We start from the raw sequence: 17,751 nt of genomic DNA, 5'->3' as shown, positions 1-17,751 counted from the left end.
ACACCCATGCAACAGATTATTAATTTTATAATAAAGAACAAAAACTTTTTGTTGTTCTTGTTGCTCTTTTCTATTTCGTTGTTGTTTACCATACAGTCACATTCGTATCACACCAGTAAATTTATCAATTCTGCTAATTTTTTAACGGGAGGTGTTTATAATTCCGTCAATAACATCAGCAGTTATTTCAATTTAAAATCTCAAAATGAAATACTGGCAGAAGAAAACAGAAAACTTAGAGCACTACTTCAAAATTCTGTAATAGAAACCGACTCCACTTACATTGACAGTGTAACTTTTAACAAAGCCTATCGATTTTATACAGCTAATATTATAAAAAATAGTTACTCGCTAACCGATAACTATTTAACAATAAATAAAGGAAAAAAAGATAGTATTAAACAGGATTTTGGTGTTATTTCTTCAAAAGGCATAGTGGGTATCGTTGACAAAACCAGTCGTGGATACAGTACGGTAATATCAATTTTAAATTCAACCATAAAAATTAGTGCCCAACTGAAAAAAACCAATCATTATGGCTCTTTAGTATGGAACGGGAAAGCCCCTTCACATGCTCAATTAATTGATATTCAAAAAATCGCCCCAGTATCAAAAGGCGACACGATCATTACTTCTGGAATAAGTTCAATTTTCCCTAAAGGAATTCCCATAGGTACCGTTGATGATTTTCAATTAGATAATGACCAAAATTTTTATGAACTCAATGTAAAACTGTTTAACGACATGACCAACTTGGAACATGTTTATATAATTGAAAATGTAAACCGAAAGGAAATCAACCAACTATTGGACGATGATAATTAAATGAACAACCTACTTTCAATTCATACCGTCCGTTTTATAACCTTGGTTATTGTGCAGGTTTTAATATTGAACCATATTAATTTTATGGGCTATATTAATCCGTATATCTATATACTTTTTATAGCTCTTTTTCCCATAAAGCACAATCGCATTATCCTCTTGTTATTGGCATTTTTATTAGGGTTAATTATTGATTTATTTCTTGACACCGGAGGTATACATGCTGGCGCTTCAGTATTTATCGCCTATTTACGCCCTATGATATTAAAGTCATCTTTCGGAACCGTTTACGAACACCAAAACGTTAAGTTCAACACTATAGATTTTGGTTCAAAACTCACCTATTTTACACTCCTAACCGTTTTACACCATTTTGTGCTATTTTCTTTAGAAATTTTTAGTGTTTCGGAAATACTTTTAGTGCTACAAAAAACGTTATTCTCTATTATATTTACTATCTTATTAAGTGTGATAGTAACCATTATCTTTAGTAGAAAAGCGAAATGAGACAATTATTACTTTTTATTTCGGTAATTGCCGTAGGCCTCCTATTTATTTCAAGGCTTTTTTATTTGCAGGTTTACACTACCAACACCCAAAGTTTGTATGACGATAATGCCATTAGAAAGGTGTTTGATCTACCCAAACGTGGTTTTGTTTACGACCGCAATGGCGAGCTTTTGGTATCTAACCAACCATCGTACGATGTGATGGTTATTCCACGGGAAGTAGAATCTTTGGATACCTTGGAATTCTGCAGACTTTTAAAAATTGAAAAAAAAGATTTCATTAAGAAATATGAAAGAGCCTATAACTACTCGCCTCGTTTAGAATCGGTTTTTGTTTCTCATTTATCCAAAGAAGACTATGCCGTTTTACAGGAAAAAATGCGAAAGTTTAAAGGATTTTATATTCAAAAACGTTCTTTAAGGCACTACACCACTTCCATTGGCGCTAATGTTTTGGGCGACATAGGTGAAGTAAACAACCGGATAATAAGTAGAGACCCTTACTACCGTATGGGCGATTTAATTGGAAAGCAAGGTGTTGAAGCTTCGTACGAAAAGACATTGCGAGGCACAAAGGGCAAAAAGTTCATTCAGAAGGACCGTTTTAACAGAAATATTGGACCTTATAAAGACGGTAAATTCGACACTATTCCTGTGCCTGGAAAAGACATCACCATCACCATTGACGCCCAACTACAAGCCTATGGCGAACTGTTAATGAAAAATAAGCGTGGGGGCGTAATAGCCATTGAACCTTCATCCGGTGAAATTTTGGCCATGGTTGCGGCACCAACTTACGACCCTAATATTTTGGTAGGGCGCGAACGCTCAAAAAACTTTACCAAACTTTACAACGATTCTATTGCCAAACCACTTTTTAACCGAAGTCTGCAAGGCGTTTACGAGCCGGGTTCGCCGTTTAAACTAATGAATGCCTTAATCGCTTTACAAGAGGGCGTCATTACCCCTGAAGAATCCGTTACCTGCTACAAAGGCTACCGCTATGGCAACCGAATTATGAAATGCCACTGTAATTATGGCACAAGAAATAATTTAATATCAGGTATCCAAAGATCCTGCAACGCTTATTTTGCAACAACATACCGTAAAATATTAGACAAAAATGGTAATGCTTCCGACGGCATTGATGCCTGGAGCAAACATGCCAAAAGTTTTGGTTTGGGTGAATTTTTAAACAATGACCTGTACGTAGGTCAAAAAGGCAGAATTCCCGATCGGGATTATTATAAAAATATTTATCCAAAAACGTTTTATTCAACCTATACCATTTCAAACGCTATTGGTCAGGGTGAAGTGGCTACAACTCCCATTCAGTTGGCAAATATGGCTGCTGCCATAGCCAATAGGGGTTATTACTATACACCTCATATTATAAAAAACATAGAGAACGAAACGTTGCCCGAACAGTTTACAAAACCCAAGCAGACAACCATTGACAGCAAACATTTTGATCCTGTAATTGAAGGTATGTTGCAGGTATATAAAAAAGGAACGGCCGCCTCATTACAAGTTAAGGAAATTGAAATCTGTGGAAAAACAGGAACGGTTGAGAATTTTGTTAAAATAGATAGCGTAAAAACCCAGCTAACAGACCACTCCATATTTGTTGCATTCGCACCCAAAGAAAACCCAAAAATCGCCATTGCTGTTTTTGTTGAAAACGGTTATTGGGGCAGTAGGTTTGCTGGAAAAGTGGCCAGTTTAATGATAGAAAAACACATTAAGGGTTACATTACCAGAACCGATTTGGAAGAATGGCTTTTAACACATAGCTTAGAAAATGAATATGCTAAACCCTATTCTGGCGAACCATTTAAAATAAATGGCTATACAACTATGCAATTAGTTGAAGAACAGGAATACAAACAGCTAAAAAGAGAATTGAAAAAAATTAACGAAACGAACAATTAATGGTTAGAGACACTAACAGGCATTTCAGATTCGATTGGATTACCATTATTCTTTTCTTGCTATTGGTCGGCTTTGGTTGGCTAAATATACTGTCAGCATCACACACAGGAACTTCCATAGATTATTTTGATTTTTCACAACCTTTTGGCAAACAACTGATTTTCATTTTTCTGACTGTTGGGCTTATTGTTTTGTTGCTGGCTATCGACGCGAAATTTTATGAACGGTTTTCAAGTATTATTTACTTCACATCCATGTTGTCTTTGGTCGGTCTTTTTGTATTTGGAAAAAATGTAAATGGTGCCACCTCATGGTATGCCATTGGGGGCATGACCATTCAACCCAGTGAGTTTGCGAAAATGGCTACTGCTCTTGCCGTCGCTAAATATGTTAGCGATTTAAACTTCAACATAAATTCTCTAAAAAACCAAATCCAGCTTTTTGTCATCATTCTCATTCCCGCGGTTTTGGTGCTATTGCAAAATGATACGGGAAGCACCATTGTTTATGGTGCATTTTTCTTCGTATTATACAGAGAAGGGCTACCAAGATACTACCTTACCTTCGGAATCTCCACTGTTATATTATCGGTTTTAGCATTAAAATTCGGTGCTATTATTACTTCTGTTATAGCCATTGTTGCTGTTATAAGCTACCATTTTTTGAGCAAAAAGAAATTGAGAATCTATCAGTCTATTCTTATTTCGGTGTTTGCCATTGCCATGTCGTTCGGTGTAAAGTTCTTTTATCAAAATATCTTACAACCTCACCAACAAGACCGAATTAGTCTTTGGCTAAATCTAGAAAAAGACCCCGTAAAGCTAGAAAGGATGAAACAAACATTCGCTTACAACCTTAATGAGTCAGAAAAAGCGATTAGTTCGGGAGGTTTTCTAGGCAGAGGTTTTTTGGAAGGCACAAGAACCACTGGAAAATTTGTTCCCGAGCAACACACCGATTACATTTTTAGCACCGTTGGTGAAGAATGGGGTTTTTTAGGAAGCAGCTTGGTAGTTATAACATTTGTATTGTTGTTGCTTCGCATACTCCATTTGGCCGAGTTGCAAAAATCACAATTCAGCAGGGTCTATGGCTACAGTGTAGCTGCAATCATTTTTATCCACTTTTTTATAAATATTGGAATGGTTATGGGCTTAATACCCACTATTGGCATTCCATTGCCTCTGTTTAGTTACGGAGGTTCTGGGCTTTGGGCTTTTACAATATTAATCTTTATTTTTATTAAATTGGATTCTAACCGCATCAACGAATGGTAGCTCTATAATTTTTTTTTAATTACTTTTTCTGATGAAATACCGAGTAGCTATAATCTTCACCTTTCTATTAATTGCTGGCTGTTCGAGCACAAAAACTGTTTCGAAAAAAGGGTTTTCTTCTGAAGAAACAAAACTCATTATGAATTCTGATAGCCTTAAACCTATGAGGGTTTATAAAATCACCAGTAAAACAGATTCTTTGCTTCTTCGAACTAAAAGTTCCTATATAAAACCAAATCCAAAAAACCCAGTTCTTAAAACCTTTGTGAAACGACTTTACGTCACCGTAACAGACTCTATGAGTTTGGGTGTGGGCGTTGCAGCACCACAAGTAGGCATTTCGAAAAACATTATTTGGGTACAACGTTTTGATAAGGAAAACTTCCCTTTTGAAGTGTATTTAAACCCTGAAATCGTAGAGTATTCAGAAAAAAAGCAAACCGCTAGAGAGGGGTGCTTATCCATTCCAAACAGAATTGACACTTTAAACTGCCGCGCTTTAACCATTAAAATTGAGTACGACACCATGGCTGGTAAACATAAATCTGAAACGGTAGGAAATTTTACGTCAGTAATCTTTCAGCATGAAATTGACCATTTAAATGGAATACTTTATTTAGACCACCTTAAAAAGGAAACACAAGATGCTAAAAAGTAGTATTCTTTACTTTTTCAACTCCAATTTCTCGGAAAAATAATCGCAAAAATCTTTCATGGTGGCACTCATTTTATCGTCTTGTGTAGCGCGATAAAATGTATCACTCATGGCTACTAAGGTTTGATGGAAAAACACTTTCATCTCATCTACGGGCATATCTTTGGTCCATAAATCTATTCGCAAAGATTCTTGTGTCTTAGAATCCCAAACAGATAACATCATGGCTTTGGCTTCTTGGTTGGTTATTCCGCCATCTTGTGCTGTCCATTTCAGTTTTTCGGGCACTCGGTTTTCGTCTAGTTCAATGTTTAATTCTATTTTCGATTTTATATTAGCCATTATTTTCTAGGTTTAAACTTTGAGTTGTTAAAAATATCTTCAGTGCTTTTTATGAGCATTTCGTTTAACGATACGTTGTTATTTTCCATGTATGCCCGCACAATTTGCCAACCTATGTACCTACCCAAACGGCCAGGTGAATCGGTGTCAATTTCTTCTAGGAAAAACTTACTGAAAGGCGCAGGGTTTATAAACCGGCTTGGTAATTTTGTGTCGTTGCTAAACAATAGTTCGCGCTCCACAAAATAACGCCATATATAACTTTCGTTGGATTTCGCCCATTCTAGTTCTGAACTAGTATAAGCTATTTTTTCGGCATCGGTTTTAAACGGAATAACCACATCTTTAAAATACAGTTGTTTTCCAAAGTAAATCATTTCGTCCAACAAGGATTTTCTCTTCGGTTGAAAAATAAATTTTTCTGCATAGGCATCAGCCAAATCAACCACGATTTGTTCCTTTCTTAAGTTGGCCCGAACATACTTAGGAATACCTTGATAAAACTTGTGGTCGCCACCCAAATACGAATCTAATGCGATTAAGGCAATAGTATCAGTAACAATCATACTGTTTCTGTAATCGACATCATTAGTTACAGTAATTATTCTTGGCGGATTAAATTCTGGAAAATAATATTTTATATGGTTGAAAAGCGATTCTATTTCTCCCTCGACGTTTTCAAATTCAGCAAATTCATCAACTACTTCTTCCAATAATTGTATCTGAAGGCTATCTTCTTTTCTGGCCAACCAAAACGAATCGGTATACTTTTCAGGAAACATAAATGGATAAGATTTCTTGAGATTAGGAAAGCTTTCTTCATTCACTTTTTTAAAGAGCATATCAAAACGTTCAATCTTAACATCCGTATTTACATTGGCAATTTCGCCCTCTAATCCACTATCATTTTTACAGGAACTTACTATGAGCAGCAAGGCAAAAACATATAAAACAGTCTTCATAAAAAACTTAAACGTCATAAATTTTTATAAATTGAGCTTATGGGTTATTTTTGTTAGCAAAGGTACTATTCTTAGAATTAAATTTGATAAAAATGCAAACAGAAAAAGTTGTAGATTATATTGTAAACTGGCTTAAAGATTATGCTACAAATGCTGGCGTTAATGGTTTTGTTATTGGGGTTTCAGGTGGTATTGATTCGGCTGTTACATCCACACTTTGTGCAAAAACGGGACTTAACTTGCTATGTTTAGAAATGCCTATTCACCAAGCCCCTTCGCAAGTTAATAGAGCTTTGAATCATATTGACTGGTTAAAATCAAATTTTGAAAAAGTAAGTATGACCCAGGTTAACCTAACACCTGTTTTTGACAGTTTGATAGATTCATTGCCGCCAGTTGATAATGAAGAAGAACGTTTTATGTCGTTAGCTAATACACGTGCCCGATTACGAATGACTTCGTTGTATTATTTTGCAGCGTTAGAAGGCCTACTGGTTGCCGGTACCGGTAATAAAGTTGAAGATTTTGGTGTTGGTTTCTACACTAAATATGGCGATGGAGGTGTAGACTTAAGCCCTATAGCCGATTTGCTTAAAACCGAAGTTTATGAAGTCGCCAAATTTCTAGGAATAAACCAAGAAATTATAGATGCAGCACCAACCGACGGCCTTTGGGGTGACGACAGAACCGACGAAGATCAAATAGGAGCGTCATATCCTGAACTAGAATGGGCCATGAAAATGGATGACCAAGGTAAAACCATAGATGATTTCTCCGGCAGACAAAAAGAAGTGTTTAAAATTTACAAACGATTTAACAACGCCAATAAGCATAAGATGATTCCTATTCCGATTTGCGAAATTCCTACCGATTTAGCTCAATTGTTGTAGATTATCCAAAAAAGTAGTACATTTACATTAAGCTTAAACTCTCAACCTTAACTATCTCTCAACTATCAAGTAGTTATCTAAAAAAGCTTTCAATTATGATAAATTTATTAATAGCAGACAACCACCCAATTACGAGAAAGGGACTAGAAGTCCTATTTTCAGCATCTCCCAACATAAAAGTTGTTGGAAGTGTAGACAATGGCGAAGCCATTTTAGAATTTTTAAAAAAAAACCCTGTAGACATTCTTTTAACTGAAGCAGACTTGCCAAAATTAAATGGTTTAACATTGCTTAGGTATTTAAAAAATGATCATCCGGATGTAAAAACTGTTATTCTAAGTGCGCAACCCGAAGAAGTTTATGCCATTAACGCCATTAAAGCTGGTGCTTCTGGATATATCAATAAATCGGAAAATGTTATTACCATTAGTGAAGCCATTACCAAAGTTCACGATGGTGGCATTTATTTAAGTAATGAGTTAACCCAACAATTGGCTTTTGGCACAAGATCTAGCAAAAGTGGAAATTACTACAAAAAGCTCTCTACCCGTGAAGCAGAAGTTTTAAAGCTGTTAACCATTGGTAAAAAGAACAAGGAAATTTCTAAAGAATTAGATATTAACGAAAAAACGGTTAGTACATATAAAGCTCGCTTAATGCGAAAATTAAAAGTTACTAACTTAGTAGATTTAGTTAACCAGGCAAAGTTAAGCCAGGAGGTATCATAATACCCTATTTAATTTTCTAGATAATAACATTTTTAGACTTGAATAGTCTTTTACTTCTTCAAGTACATTTCTATTCGAGTCTATTTTATTTTTAAGAGTTTCGTGCTGAAACTCTTTTACCTTTTGATCGATTAAAAAACATCTTAAACTTAAAATGGTCTCGCTCACAAGTTGGGCAATGCTGTGCTGTTTCTCTTTTGGATAAATATTCATTCGGTTCCAATTATCAAGAGAATACCGCTCATCATCCATTAGGATGGTAGTTATTTCATTAGCCATATCTTGGTCAACAGAATTGACAAAGTTCTTTAGCTCAAATTCGGCATCTTGGTTAAGCCTTTCAATAACCGTATAATATAAGGTTTGAAAATGCGGATTTGAAAACTGCATTTCATCATCCTGTAAATCCAAAAACACCTTCTCAAATACCTTAGCACGGTGTATTTCTGGCTTTAAACCCAAATCGCCATTATCGTCTTCCTTTAGTACCAAATCTTCAAAATCTTCGGTTTTATTTCCATAAAGCAATAAGATTTCAATGATTTTCCGTTCCAGGACATATTGAACATCTACCTTTTTTAGAGGTTGCTGGTGCTTAATAACCTCAAAGGCCTTTTGTTGGGTTTTAAATTTTTTATTTTCTTCCTGAAAATCCTTTTTATCAATTTGCGCTAAGGTGCTAAACAACACCTCTTCGCTAATATCCATAATCCTGGCACATTCCTGCACATAGATTTCTTTTTTAATACGATCAGGAATCTTAGAGATGCTATTAACAATATCCCTAACTGTATCAGCTTTTTTTATGGGGTCATTTTTCGATTCTTCAAACAATATTGAAGCTTTAAATTGAATAAAATCCTTGGCATTTTCAGAAAGGTATTCAGTAAGTTCTTCAATGGTGTTATGTTTAGCAAAACTGTCAGGGTCTTCACCTTCTGGGAATGTACATACCTTGACGTTCATACCCTGTTCCAAAATCAAATCAATGCCTCGAAGCGAAGCGCGCAACCCCGCAGCATCACCGTCAAAAAGTACCGTGATGTTTTTGGTCAACCGGTTTATCAATCGAATTTGCTCTGAAGTCAAAGCTGTACCAGAAGAGGACACCACGTTTTTTATTCCTGCTTGATGAAACTGAATAACATCGGTATAACCTTCAACCAGATAACAATTATCTTCTTTAGAAATACTTTGTTTCGCATTATAAATACCATAAAGCACTTTGCTTTTATGGTAAATATCACTCTCGGGTGAGTTTAGATATTTTGCAGCCTTTTTATCTGTGACTAAAATACGCCCCCCGAAACCCAGAACACGGCCACTCATACTTTTTATAGGAAACATTACGCGACCTTTAAAGCGATCAAAACGTTTTTCTTCCTTAACAATGGTAAGACCTATTTTTTCAAGATAATCAATATTATAACCTTTTTTCAAAGCTTCATCCGTAAAGGCCTGCCATTCGTCAAGTGAGTAACCTAAATCGAACTTCTTTATAGTTTCTTCGGTAAAACCGCGTTCTTTAAAATAGCTTAAACCAATACTTTTTCCCTGATCGGTTTTGTATAGAATATTTTGAAAATATTTATTGGCAAATTCATTTATTAAATACAAGCTTTCACGCTCATCAGCTTTTTCCTTTTGCTCAGAGGTTTGCTCAGTTTCTTCAAGTTCAATATTATACTTTTTAGCCAAATAACGTATGGCCTCTGGATAAGTAAAATGCTCATGCTCCATTAAAAACGAAACGGCTGTACCGCCTTTTCCGGTTGAGAAATCTTTCCAAATTTGCTTCACTGGAGAAACCATAAAACTGGGAGTTCGCTCATCACTAAACGGACTCAGACCCTTAAAATTACTTCCTGACTTTTTAAGTTGAACAAAATCGCCAATAACCTCCTCAACACGGGCGGTTTCAAACACTTCGTCTATAGATGAATTTGATATCAAATTGTTAGTTGTTTTATTGAAATAAGAAATTATATTTATTACAAAATATTATATCCCGGTTTCCCCTCTTCATGGGAATGCATGTAAAAGTAATATAAACTATTCATTTTAGAAATTTATAAATCACTTCAAAAGTTAAAAAAAGTTCAATTAAATGGTTTACAACACTTTTTGCATATGACATTAATCATGTTTTATTTACAACGCTTAAAGTATCTTAAGCATGATTTCAAAATCAACTTTATAATTAATTAAAAACATAAGACCTATGGAAACAAAAGATAACATATCTAAATGGTTAAGAATTATACTGGGGCTATTTCTAATTGTATATGCGCTAAACCAATTTATTCATTTTATACCATTTACTTACGGAGAAATGCCTGAAAACACCAGGGATTTTATTGATGCAGTAGTTGGCTATTTGCCCTTTCTGTACATTTTTGAAATTTTGATTGGATTCTTACTAGTTATAAATAAATGGACACCTTTTATTTTAATAGTGTTGTTTCCGTTAACTATTTCATTCTTGGTTTTTAATATTTCAAACAACGATTTAATAAAAATTTGGCCTGCATTAATTGTTGCAATTTTAAATGTACTGCTAATATTAAATTTCAAGAAAAAATATCAGCCATTATTTAATTAACTGATTTTAAAAAAATTAGAGTCCTATCTTTTTCAAAGTAATAATTAGCTGCTTATATACAGAAGCTAATCAACACTAACGCATAGCATCTATATTTATGATTCATACGAATTTATAACCTTCTCAAAAATTCTATTATCTATTTCTTAATCATATAATCCAGTTCACATCATAACTAAGGGCGTTACAAAATCAATTAGGTCCATAATTGGTAGCAATAATAATTATCCTTGAAAAATCTGCACCTAAAATCAATAAATAATAGAATTTTTATTAAATTCTAATAATTGCTAAATTTTATTTAAGTAAAGTTTAAATTGATTGAAATTACATCAACAATTACTTATATTTGATAAGATATCATTAGCCTATGAAAAACAATAATCTTTTCTCATCTTATGACAAGCTTCCTAAAACATGGGACGAAATGTATAATGACGAAGCTAATTTCAGATTACAATATGAAGGCTTTGTAAAATATCTTGAAGGCACTTCTGCCGAAAAACTTACTAAAAAAGAAGATTTATCAAAACAGTTGTTTATGAACCAAGGTGTTACCTTCACGGTTTATAATGACAATGAGGGTATTGAAAAAATCTTTCCTTTTGATATTGTTCCAAGAATTATTACCTCCGAGGAGTGGACTAAAATTGAATTGGGAATCAAACAACGTTTGCGGGCGTTAAATCTGTTTATTAAAGATATATACCATGACCAATATATTATTAATGATGGCATTATCCCTGCCGATTTAATATACTCCTGCCCCTATTTTTTGCGCGAAATGAAAGGCGTAAAAGTACCTTATGATGTTTACGTTCATATTTCAGGTGTTGATTTAATCCGCAATAATGATGGTGAATTTTATGTACTTGAAGATAATTTAAGAACGCCGTCAGGGGTGAGCTACATGCTTGAAAACCGAGAAATTTCAAAGCGATTGTTCCCTGGCATTTTGCCAAAAAGTAAAGTTCGTTCGGTATCAGAATACCCAAACGTATTGTACAAAAAACTTAAAGAGCTTTCAGATAAAGCAAATCCCAATATTGTGCTTTTAACACCTGGAATTTACAATTCTGCGTATTACGAGCATACAACCTTGGCTAGGCTTATGGGCATTGAATTGGTTGAGGGAACCGATTTGGTTGTAAAAAACCATATTGTTTACATGAAAACAACAAATGGCTTACAACAAGTGGATGTTATTTACCGACGTGTTGATGATGATTACTTAGACCCCTTGGAATTTAACGCCAAAAGTGTTTTAGGTGTTGCAGGTATCATGGCTGCTTATAGAAAAGGCAATGTTAACATTGTTAATGCTCCAGGAACAGGCATAGCAGACGATAAGGCAATCTACACTTTTGTGCCAGATATGATAAAGTACTACTTAGAGGAAGATCCAATTTTAAAAAATATTGAGACCTACCAATTGGGAAAACCAGAGGATTTGGACTATGTAACCAAGAATGTTAAAGACATGGTTATTAAGAAAACCGATGGAAGTGGTGGCTATGGTATGTTAATGGGGCATGAAGCCTCAGATGAAGAAATAAAAGATTATCTTGATAATGTAAAAAAGAAACCGGATAATTTTATTGCCCAACCCATCTTAAAACTATCTACAGCACCGTGTTATATAGATGGAAAACTGTCTCCTAGGTGTATAGACCTGAGACCTTTTGCCCTTTCTGGAAGAGATGGAATAGATATTTGCCCCGGTGGTTTAACACGGGTTGCCTTAAAAAAGGGGTCGCTTGTTGTTAACAGTTCTCAAGGAGGTGGCAGTAAAGATACTTGGGTAATAGATTAATATCCATAAATTAATATGTAATATATGTTAAGTAGAGTAGCAAATAACCTCATTTGGTTAGAAAGATACATGGAACGCGGAAATGGAATTTTAGGTTTACTCAAAGTGAATTTTTACGCAAATCAGGACTCGCCGGAATTATTCTCATGGTCACCAATTATAAAGAATTTCACTCCCTATGATAATGAATTTTACACGGAGGATGCCCTAGAATGCATCAATTTTATGGTATTTAACACAGATAATTCAAACTCTATTTTAAATATTGTAACAAAGGCAAGAGAGAATGCCCGAAGCGTCCAAGAGCATATTTCAAGGGAACTATGGTTATGCATTAATAGTTATTATTTGTACCTTACAAACAAAGATTTACCAAATAAGTTAAAAGAAGAAGATCCCGTACAGTTTCTTGAAGATTTAAAAAACCATCATTTAGTGTATAGCGGCACCTGCGATATTACACAAGAACGAGGGCCTTCATATTATTTTATGAATGTTGGCAAGTATCTTGAGCGTGTCATGCTAATTTCAGATTTTACAGGATTAAAGCTCCAAGAAATAGCAAACACAACTGATAATTTAGAAAAAAGCTTTTATTGGAAAAACTTGCTTTTATCCATCGGTGGTTATCAGCTCTATCTAAAAACGCATAAATCTACCTTTAATGAAGATCATGTTATACAAATGGTTTTTCAAGACAGGCTGTTTCCCAGATCTGTTTATTATTGTATTGAAAAATTAAACCGTCATATAAATGGACTTATTGAAGCAGAACAACTTGAAAAAAATAATTTAGAATTTTTACTCGGGAAACTAGAGAGTCAAATAAAATATACGACCATTGAAAATATCAATAACATTGGACTAACAAATTTTATTGACGGCATAAAAGAGGACATCAGAAACATATCATTAAATATAAATGCAGTGTACTTTTCCCAAAACAATTGATTTAAACCCACATGGCTACTTTTTACATAAAACATAACACAAAATACAGCTATTCCGATAAGGTGATAGATGGTGCCACATTTATAAGGTTACACCCAATTAATGATGCTTTTCAGAAAGTAAATTCCCATCTTCTATCTATTACAAATGACCCGTTCATTGAAACTTTTTTTGATTTCTTTTATAACCGGGTAGGTACTTTTATGGTAACGGAGCCCCATTACGAACTAAGTATAACCTCAGAAATAGAAGTAGAAACCCGAGGCAGGTTATTTCCTGATGATTCTGTTGACATTGAAAGCCAATGGGAAAACTTGGATTCCATAAAACACAATGTAGCATTTATTGATTTTTTAAGATATAAAAAATTCGATGGAAGCCCTGAAGCTAACGAAATTATTAAAGCGAAAAACTTAAAATCTAAATCGCCTTATAAGGCCGTTTTGGAGCTCTGCGAGTATGTTTACGATAACTTTAAGTACAAAATAGGCGTTACAAATATTCACAGCGAGTTAGATGATATTTGGAAATTGAAAGCCGGTGTATGTCAGGATTTTACTAATATTTTATTGCAAATGGTTAGAATGTTGGGCATTCCTGCGCGCTATATAAGCGGGTACATTTGTCCTAATGACGAAATAACGCGTGGCGAAGGTGCTACACACGCTTGGATTGAGGCGTACATTCCATTTTATGGTTGGTTGGGTATAGACCCAACAAATAATGCGATTGCAGATGAGAACCATGTAAAACTGGCTATAGGCAGAAATTATAGTGATTGCTCCCCGGTAAAAGGTGTTTTTAAAGGCAACGTTGAATCCCAAATGGAAGTATCCGTTGAAGTAAAAACCGAAAAATATCAAAGTACAGATACACCGCAAGCAACCTCTGTTTCAGAGAACGGTAATAGTTTTCAACGTAATTTAGAATTTCGACAACAACATCAGCAGCAGCAGCAGTAAAATAAATACGAACTACTTTTTTCTGTCAATCACATAATTGACCATAAGTTTTAGTGAGTTCTTGTACTCGGATTCAGGGTAATTCTCTAAAAGGTTCAGAGCTTCATCTTGAAATTGCTTCATCTTATTTATGGCGTAATCCAAACCGCCATTATTTTTTACAAAAGCAATCACTTCTTTTACTCGTTTTGAATCTTTATTATGGTTTTTAATTGAGTTTATCAACCAGCTCTTATTCTTTTTAGATGATTTATTTAACACATAAATTAAAGGCAGCGTCATTTTCTGCTCTTTAATATCTATTCCTGTCGGTTTTCCTATTTGGGCATCACCATAATCAAATAAATCATCTTTAATTTGAAAAGCCATACCAATAAGTTCACCAAACTTACGCATCGATTCTATATAAATTGATCCTGGTTTTACCGAGGCAGCGCCCAAACTACAACATGCCGCTATTAAAGTTGCCGTTTTTTGACGAATAATTTCGTAATAAACCTCCTCGGTAATATCAAGCTTTCGGGCTTTTTCAATTTGAAGCAACTCGCCCTCGCTCATTTCACGGACGGCTATGGAAATAATTTTCAGTAAATCAAAGTCATTATTATCAATAGACAGCAACAAGCCTTTTGACAATAGAAAATCGCCTATTAAAACGGCTATTTTATTTTTCCAAAGCGCATTTACAGAGAAGAACCCCCGTCGTCTATTACTATCGTCAACAACATCGTCATGTACTAAAGTCGCGGTATGTATCAACTCAATAACGGAAGCTCCTCGGTAGGTTCGTTCGCTCACCTCGCCATTGGAGACCATTTTAGCTACCAAAAATACGAACATGGGGCGCATTTGCTTACCCTTTCTATTCACAATATAGTGGGTAATCCGATTAAGCAAAGCTACCTTACTGGACATCGAAAGTTGGAACTTTTGTTCAAAAAGATCCATTTCAAAAGCTACAGGCTGTTTTATTTGCTCTACTATTTTCATTTAGAAAACCAAAGATAATATTTCACGCGCAACCTTTATCAATTTTTATTAGCCAATTGCCCACAAGCGGCATCAATATCCTTCCCTCTACTCCGCCTAACCGTGACCGTAATATTGCTAGCTTCTAAAACCTTTACATATATATCTAAAGCTTTTGAATTAGCCTGCTGAAATTCGCCATCATCAATGGGATTATATTCAATTAGATTTACTTTGCTTGGTGCAAATTTACAGAACTCCACTAAAGCATCAACATCTTTTCTTTTGTCATTAATGCCATCCCAAACCACATATTCGTAAGTAATTCTATTTTTAGTTTTAGAGTACCAGTATTGTAAAGCTTCACGCAAATCATTTAACGGAAAAGTAGCATTAAAAGGCATAATGGACGTACGCACCTCATCAATGGCCGAATGCAACGAAACGGCCAACTTAAATTTCACTTCGTCATCAGCCATTTTTTTAATCATTTTAGGCACTCCTGAAGTTGAAACTACAATACGTTTTGGCGACATACCCAAACCTTCAGGTGAAGTGATTTTTTCAATAGCTTTTAAAACATTGTTGTAGTTCATGAGTGGCTCGCCCATTCCCATAAAAACAATATTGCTTAAAGGGCGGTTATGGTACAAACGGCTTTCGTTATCTATGGCTACCACTTGGTCGTAAATTTCGTCTGGATTTAAGTTGCGCATGCGCTTTAAGCGAGCCGTAGCGCAGAATTTACAGTCTAAACTGCATCCCACTTGACTGGACACACAAGCTGTTGTTCTGGATTTAGTAGGAATAAGCACAGATTCAACCACCAAATCGTCGTGCAAACGTACGGCATTTTTAATAGTTCCGTCGTTACTTCGCTGCATAGTATCAACCTGAATATGATTGATTACAAAATGATTTTCCAGCATTTGGCGCGTTTCTTTCGATATATTGGTCATATCTTGAAAAGTATGCGCCGATTTTTGCCAGAGCCATTCGTATACCTGATTTCCTCGAAAGGCTTTATCGCCTTGGTTTACAAAAAAGTCGCGAAGTTGTTCTTTGGTTAACGCCCTTATGTCTTTTTTATCGGTGCTCATTAGATTGCAAAAATAGTGAAAAAAGCCCCCTTAATCCTCCAAAGGAGGAAACTCTTGTTATAAAGTCATTAGAAGAAGCTTGTCCAAAATAAAAAAGAGACTGCCCATTGTTCTTAGACAGCCTCTTGTATTTTGTTAATCCCAATTTGGATTATATTATTAGCATGGCATCACCGTAGCTATAAAATTTATATTGCTCTTTAACAGCCTCTTCGTAGGCACGTTTTATGAAATCATGGCCTGCAAATGCTGAAACCATCATCAGTAAAGTTGATTTTGGTGTGTGGAAATTGGTTACCATACAGTTGGCTATACTGAAATCGTAAGGCGGGAAGATAAACTTGTTGGTCCAACCATCAAATTCGTTAAGCATACCGTTTGATGACACGGCACTTTCAATTGCTCTCATGGCAGTGGTTCCAACAGCACAAACACGGCGTTTTTCTTGTATTCCCTTATTAACAATCTCAACTGCTTTTTCGTTAATCTTCAACTCCTCGCTGTCCATTTTGTGTTTGGACAAATCTTCAACCTCTACCGGATTAAATGTACCTAATCCAACATGTAGCGTTACTTCGGCAAAATTCACTCCTTTAATCTCTAAACGCTTTAACAAGTGCTTTGAAAAGTGAAGTCCTGCTGTTGGTGCAGCTACAGCACCTTCATTTTTTGCGAAAATGGTTTGGTAACGATCTTCATCTTCTGGCTCAACATCTCTTTTTATGTATTTTGGAAGTGGTGTTTCGCCAAGCTCATTAAGCTTTAAACGAAATTCGCGGTATGAACCATCATACAAAAAGCGCAATGTACGACCTCGTGATGTGGTATTGTCTATCACTTCGGCTACTAAAGTCTCATCTTCACCAAAATACAATTTGTTACCAATTCTTATTTTTCTTGCTGGATCTACCAATACATCCCAAAGACGCTGTTCTTCGTTTAATTCTCTTAACAAAAACACTTCGATTCTGGCACCTGTTTTTTCTTTATTTCCAAATAATCTTGCAGGAAACACTTTGGTATTATTCAGAATCAACACATCATCTTCATTAAAATAGTTGATTAAATCTTTAAACATTTTATGTTCGATGGTTTGTTCTTTTCTGTTCAGAACCATTAAACGAGATTCATCTCTATTTTCTGCTGGATATTCTGCTAATAATTCGTTCGGTAATTCGAACCCAAAATTTGATAATTTCATTTATTTATATTTTGATAAAGCTGCAAATATACA

17 protein-coding genes are annotated in these 17,751 nt (G+C 35.0%); 11 read left to right on the top strand and 6 right to left on the bottom strand.

Annotation, left to right across the window (positions count from 1 at the left end; translation table 11 throughout):
• The first annotated feature begins 6 nt into the window (after positions 1-6).
• The 5 genes from mreC to def are packed head-to-tail and all read left to right on the top strand — an operon-like array spanning position 7 to position 5,201.
• The gene (gene mreC, locus ACIEHO_RS08050) at positions 7-825 is read left to right on the top strand and encodes a rod shape-determining protein MreC (RefSeq protein WP_406970459.1); all 819 of its coding nucleotides are present in this window, start codon (positions 7-9) and stop codon (positions 823-825) included.
• Complete coding sequence (locus tag ACIEHO_RS08045) at positions 826-1,332, top strand: rod shape-determining protein MreD (RefSeq protein WP_406970457.1); 507 nt, start codon at positions 826-828, stop codon at positions 1,330-1,332.
• Positions 1,329-3,266: a penicillin-binding protein 2 gene (gene mrdA, locus ACIEHO_RS08040; protein WP_406970455.1), complete on the top strand. Its 1,938-nt coding sequence runs from the start codon at positions 1,329-1,331 to the stop codon at positions 3,264-3,266. Before ACIEHO_RS08045 ends, mrdA begins: the two co-directional genes overlap by 4 nt.
• On the top strand, positions 3,266-4,543 hold the full coding sequence (rodA, locus tag ACIEHO_RS08035; protein ID WP_406970453.1) for a rod shape-determining protein RodA: 1,278 nt from the start codon (positions 3,266-3,268) through the stop codon (positions 4,541-4,543). Before mrdA ends, rodA begins: the two co-directional genes overlap by 1 nt.
• 31 nt (positions 4,544-4,574) lie before the next feature.
• Positions 4,575-5,201, top strand: coding sequence for a peptide deformylase (def, locus tag ACIEHO_RS08030; RefSeq protein WP_406970451.1), 627 nt, complete (start codon positions 4,575-4,577; stop codon positions 5,199-5,201).
• Positions 5,202-5,207: 6 nt separating this feature from the next.
• Here the strand turns inward: def and gldC are convergent, their stop codons facing one another.
• Entirely contained in the window at positions 5,208-5,540 is a 333-nt protein-coding gene (gene gldC, locus ACIEHO_RS08025; RefSeq protein WP_406970449.1) for a gliding motility protein GldC, read from the bottom strand.
• On the bottom strand, positions 5,540-6,502 hold the full coding sequence (gldB, locus tag ACIEHO_RS08020) for a gliding motility lipoprotein GldB (RefSeq protein WP_456237550.1): 963 nt from the start codon (positions 6,500-6,502) through the stop codon (positions 5,540-5,542). Before gldB ends, gldC begins: the two co-directional genes overlap by 1 nt.
• Before the next feature lie 92 nt (positions 6,503-6,594).
• Between gldB and nadE the strand changes: the two genes are divergently transcribed.
• Together nadE and ACIEHO_RS08010 are read left to right on the top strand one after the other, a co-directional pair.
• Positions 6,595-7,392 (top strand): NAD(+) synthase, encoded by a 798-nt coding sequence (nadE, locus tag ACIEHO_RS08015; RefSeq protein WP_406970445.1) that lies wholly within the window; start codon positions 6,595-6,597, stop codon positions 7,390-7,392.
• 95 nt (positions 7,393-7,487) lie between these two features.
• On the top strand, positions 7,488-8,120 hold the full coding sequence (locus tag ACIEHO_RS08010; RefSeq protein ID WP_406970443.1) for a response regulator: 633 nt from the start codon (positions 7,488-7,490) through the stop codon (positions 8,118-8,120).
• Here the strand turns inward: ACIEHO_RS08010 and dnaG are convergent.
• On the bottom strand, positions 8,115-10,073 hold the full coding sequence (dnaG, locus tag ACIEHO_RS08005) for a DNA primase (RefSeq protein ID WP_406970441.1): 1,959 nt from the start codon (positions 10,071-10,073) through the stop codon (positions 8,115-8,117). The genes ACIEHO_RS08010 and dnaG overlap by 6 nt on opposite strands.
• Positions 10,074-10,341: 268 nt before the next feature.
• Here dnaG and ACIEHO_RS08000 point away from each other — a divergent pair, with 268 nt between their 5' ends.
• The 4 genes from ACIEHO_RS08000 to ACIEHO_RS07985 all read left to right on the top strand — a co-directional run bounded on the left by ACIEHO_RS08000 (position 10,342) and on the right by ACIEHO_RS07985 (position 14,448).
• On the top strand, positions 10,342-10,722 hold the full coding sequence (locus ACIEHO_RS08000; protein ID WP_406970439.1) for a DoxX protein: 381 nt from the start codon (positions 10,342-10,344) through the stop codon (positions 10,720-10,722).
• A gap of 370 nt (positions 10,723-11,092) precedes the next feature.
• Positions 11,093-12,535, top strand: a complete 1,443-nt coding sequence (locus ACIEHO_RS07995; RefSeq protein WP_406970437.1) for a circularly permuted type 2 ATP-grasp protein — start codon at positions 11,093-11,095, stop codon at positions 12,533-12,535.
• A gap of 24 nt (positions 12,536-12,559) precedes the next feature.
• Entirely contained in the window at positions 12,560-13,486 is a 927-nt protein-coding gene (locus tag ACIEHO_RS07990) for an alpha-E domain-containing protein (protein WP_406970434.1), read from the top strand.
• Positions 13,487-13,497: 11 nt separating this feature from the next.
• Entirely contained in the window at positions 13,498-14,448 is a 951-nt protein-coding gene (locus ACIEHO_RS07985) for a transglutaminase family protein (RefSeq protein WP_406970432.1), read from the top strand.
• Positions 14,449-14,460: 12 nt separating this feature from the next.
• Here the strand turns inward: ACIEHO_RS07985 and ACIEHO_RS07980 are convergent, their stop codons facing one another.
• The 3 genes from ACIEHO_RS07980 to queA all read right to left on the bottom strand — a co-directional run bounded on the left by ACIEHO_RS07980 (position 14,461) and on the right by queA (position 17,718).
• Complete coding sequence (locus ACIEHO_RS07980; RefSeq protein ID WP_406970430.1) at positions 14,461-15,438, bottom strand: polyprenyl synthetase family protein; 978 nt, start codon at positions 15,436-15,438, stop codon at positions 14,461-14,463.
• Between the two features lie 38 nt (positions 15,439-15,476).
• Positions 15,477-16,517, bottom strand: coding sequence for a 23S rRNA (adenine(2503)-C(2))-methyltransferase RlmN (rlmN, locus tag ACIEHO_RS07975; RefSeq protein ID WP_406970428.1), 1,041 nt, complete (start codon positions 16,515-16,517; stop codon positions 15,477-15,479).
• A 151-nt stretch (positions 16,518-16,668) separates the two neighbouring features.
• Positions 16,669-17,718, bottom strand: a complete 1,050-nt coding sequence (gene queA, locus ACIEHO_RS07970) for a tRNA preQ1(34) S-adenosylmethionine ribosyltransferase-isomerase QueA (RefSeq protein WP_406970426.1) — start codon at positions 17,716-17,718, stop codon at positions 16,669-16,671.
• Positions 17,719-17,751 lie beyond the last annotated feature (33 nt).

The organism is Flavisericum labens (genome assembly GCF_045446075.1).
Classification (GTDB): domain Bacteria; phylum Bacteroidota; class Bacteroidia; order Flavobacteriales; family Flavobacteriaceae; genus Flavisericum; species Flavisericum labens.
The sequence above is the reverse complement of the archived record's forward strand: the minus strand, read 5'-3'. Positions and strand labels throughout refer to the sequence as shown.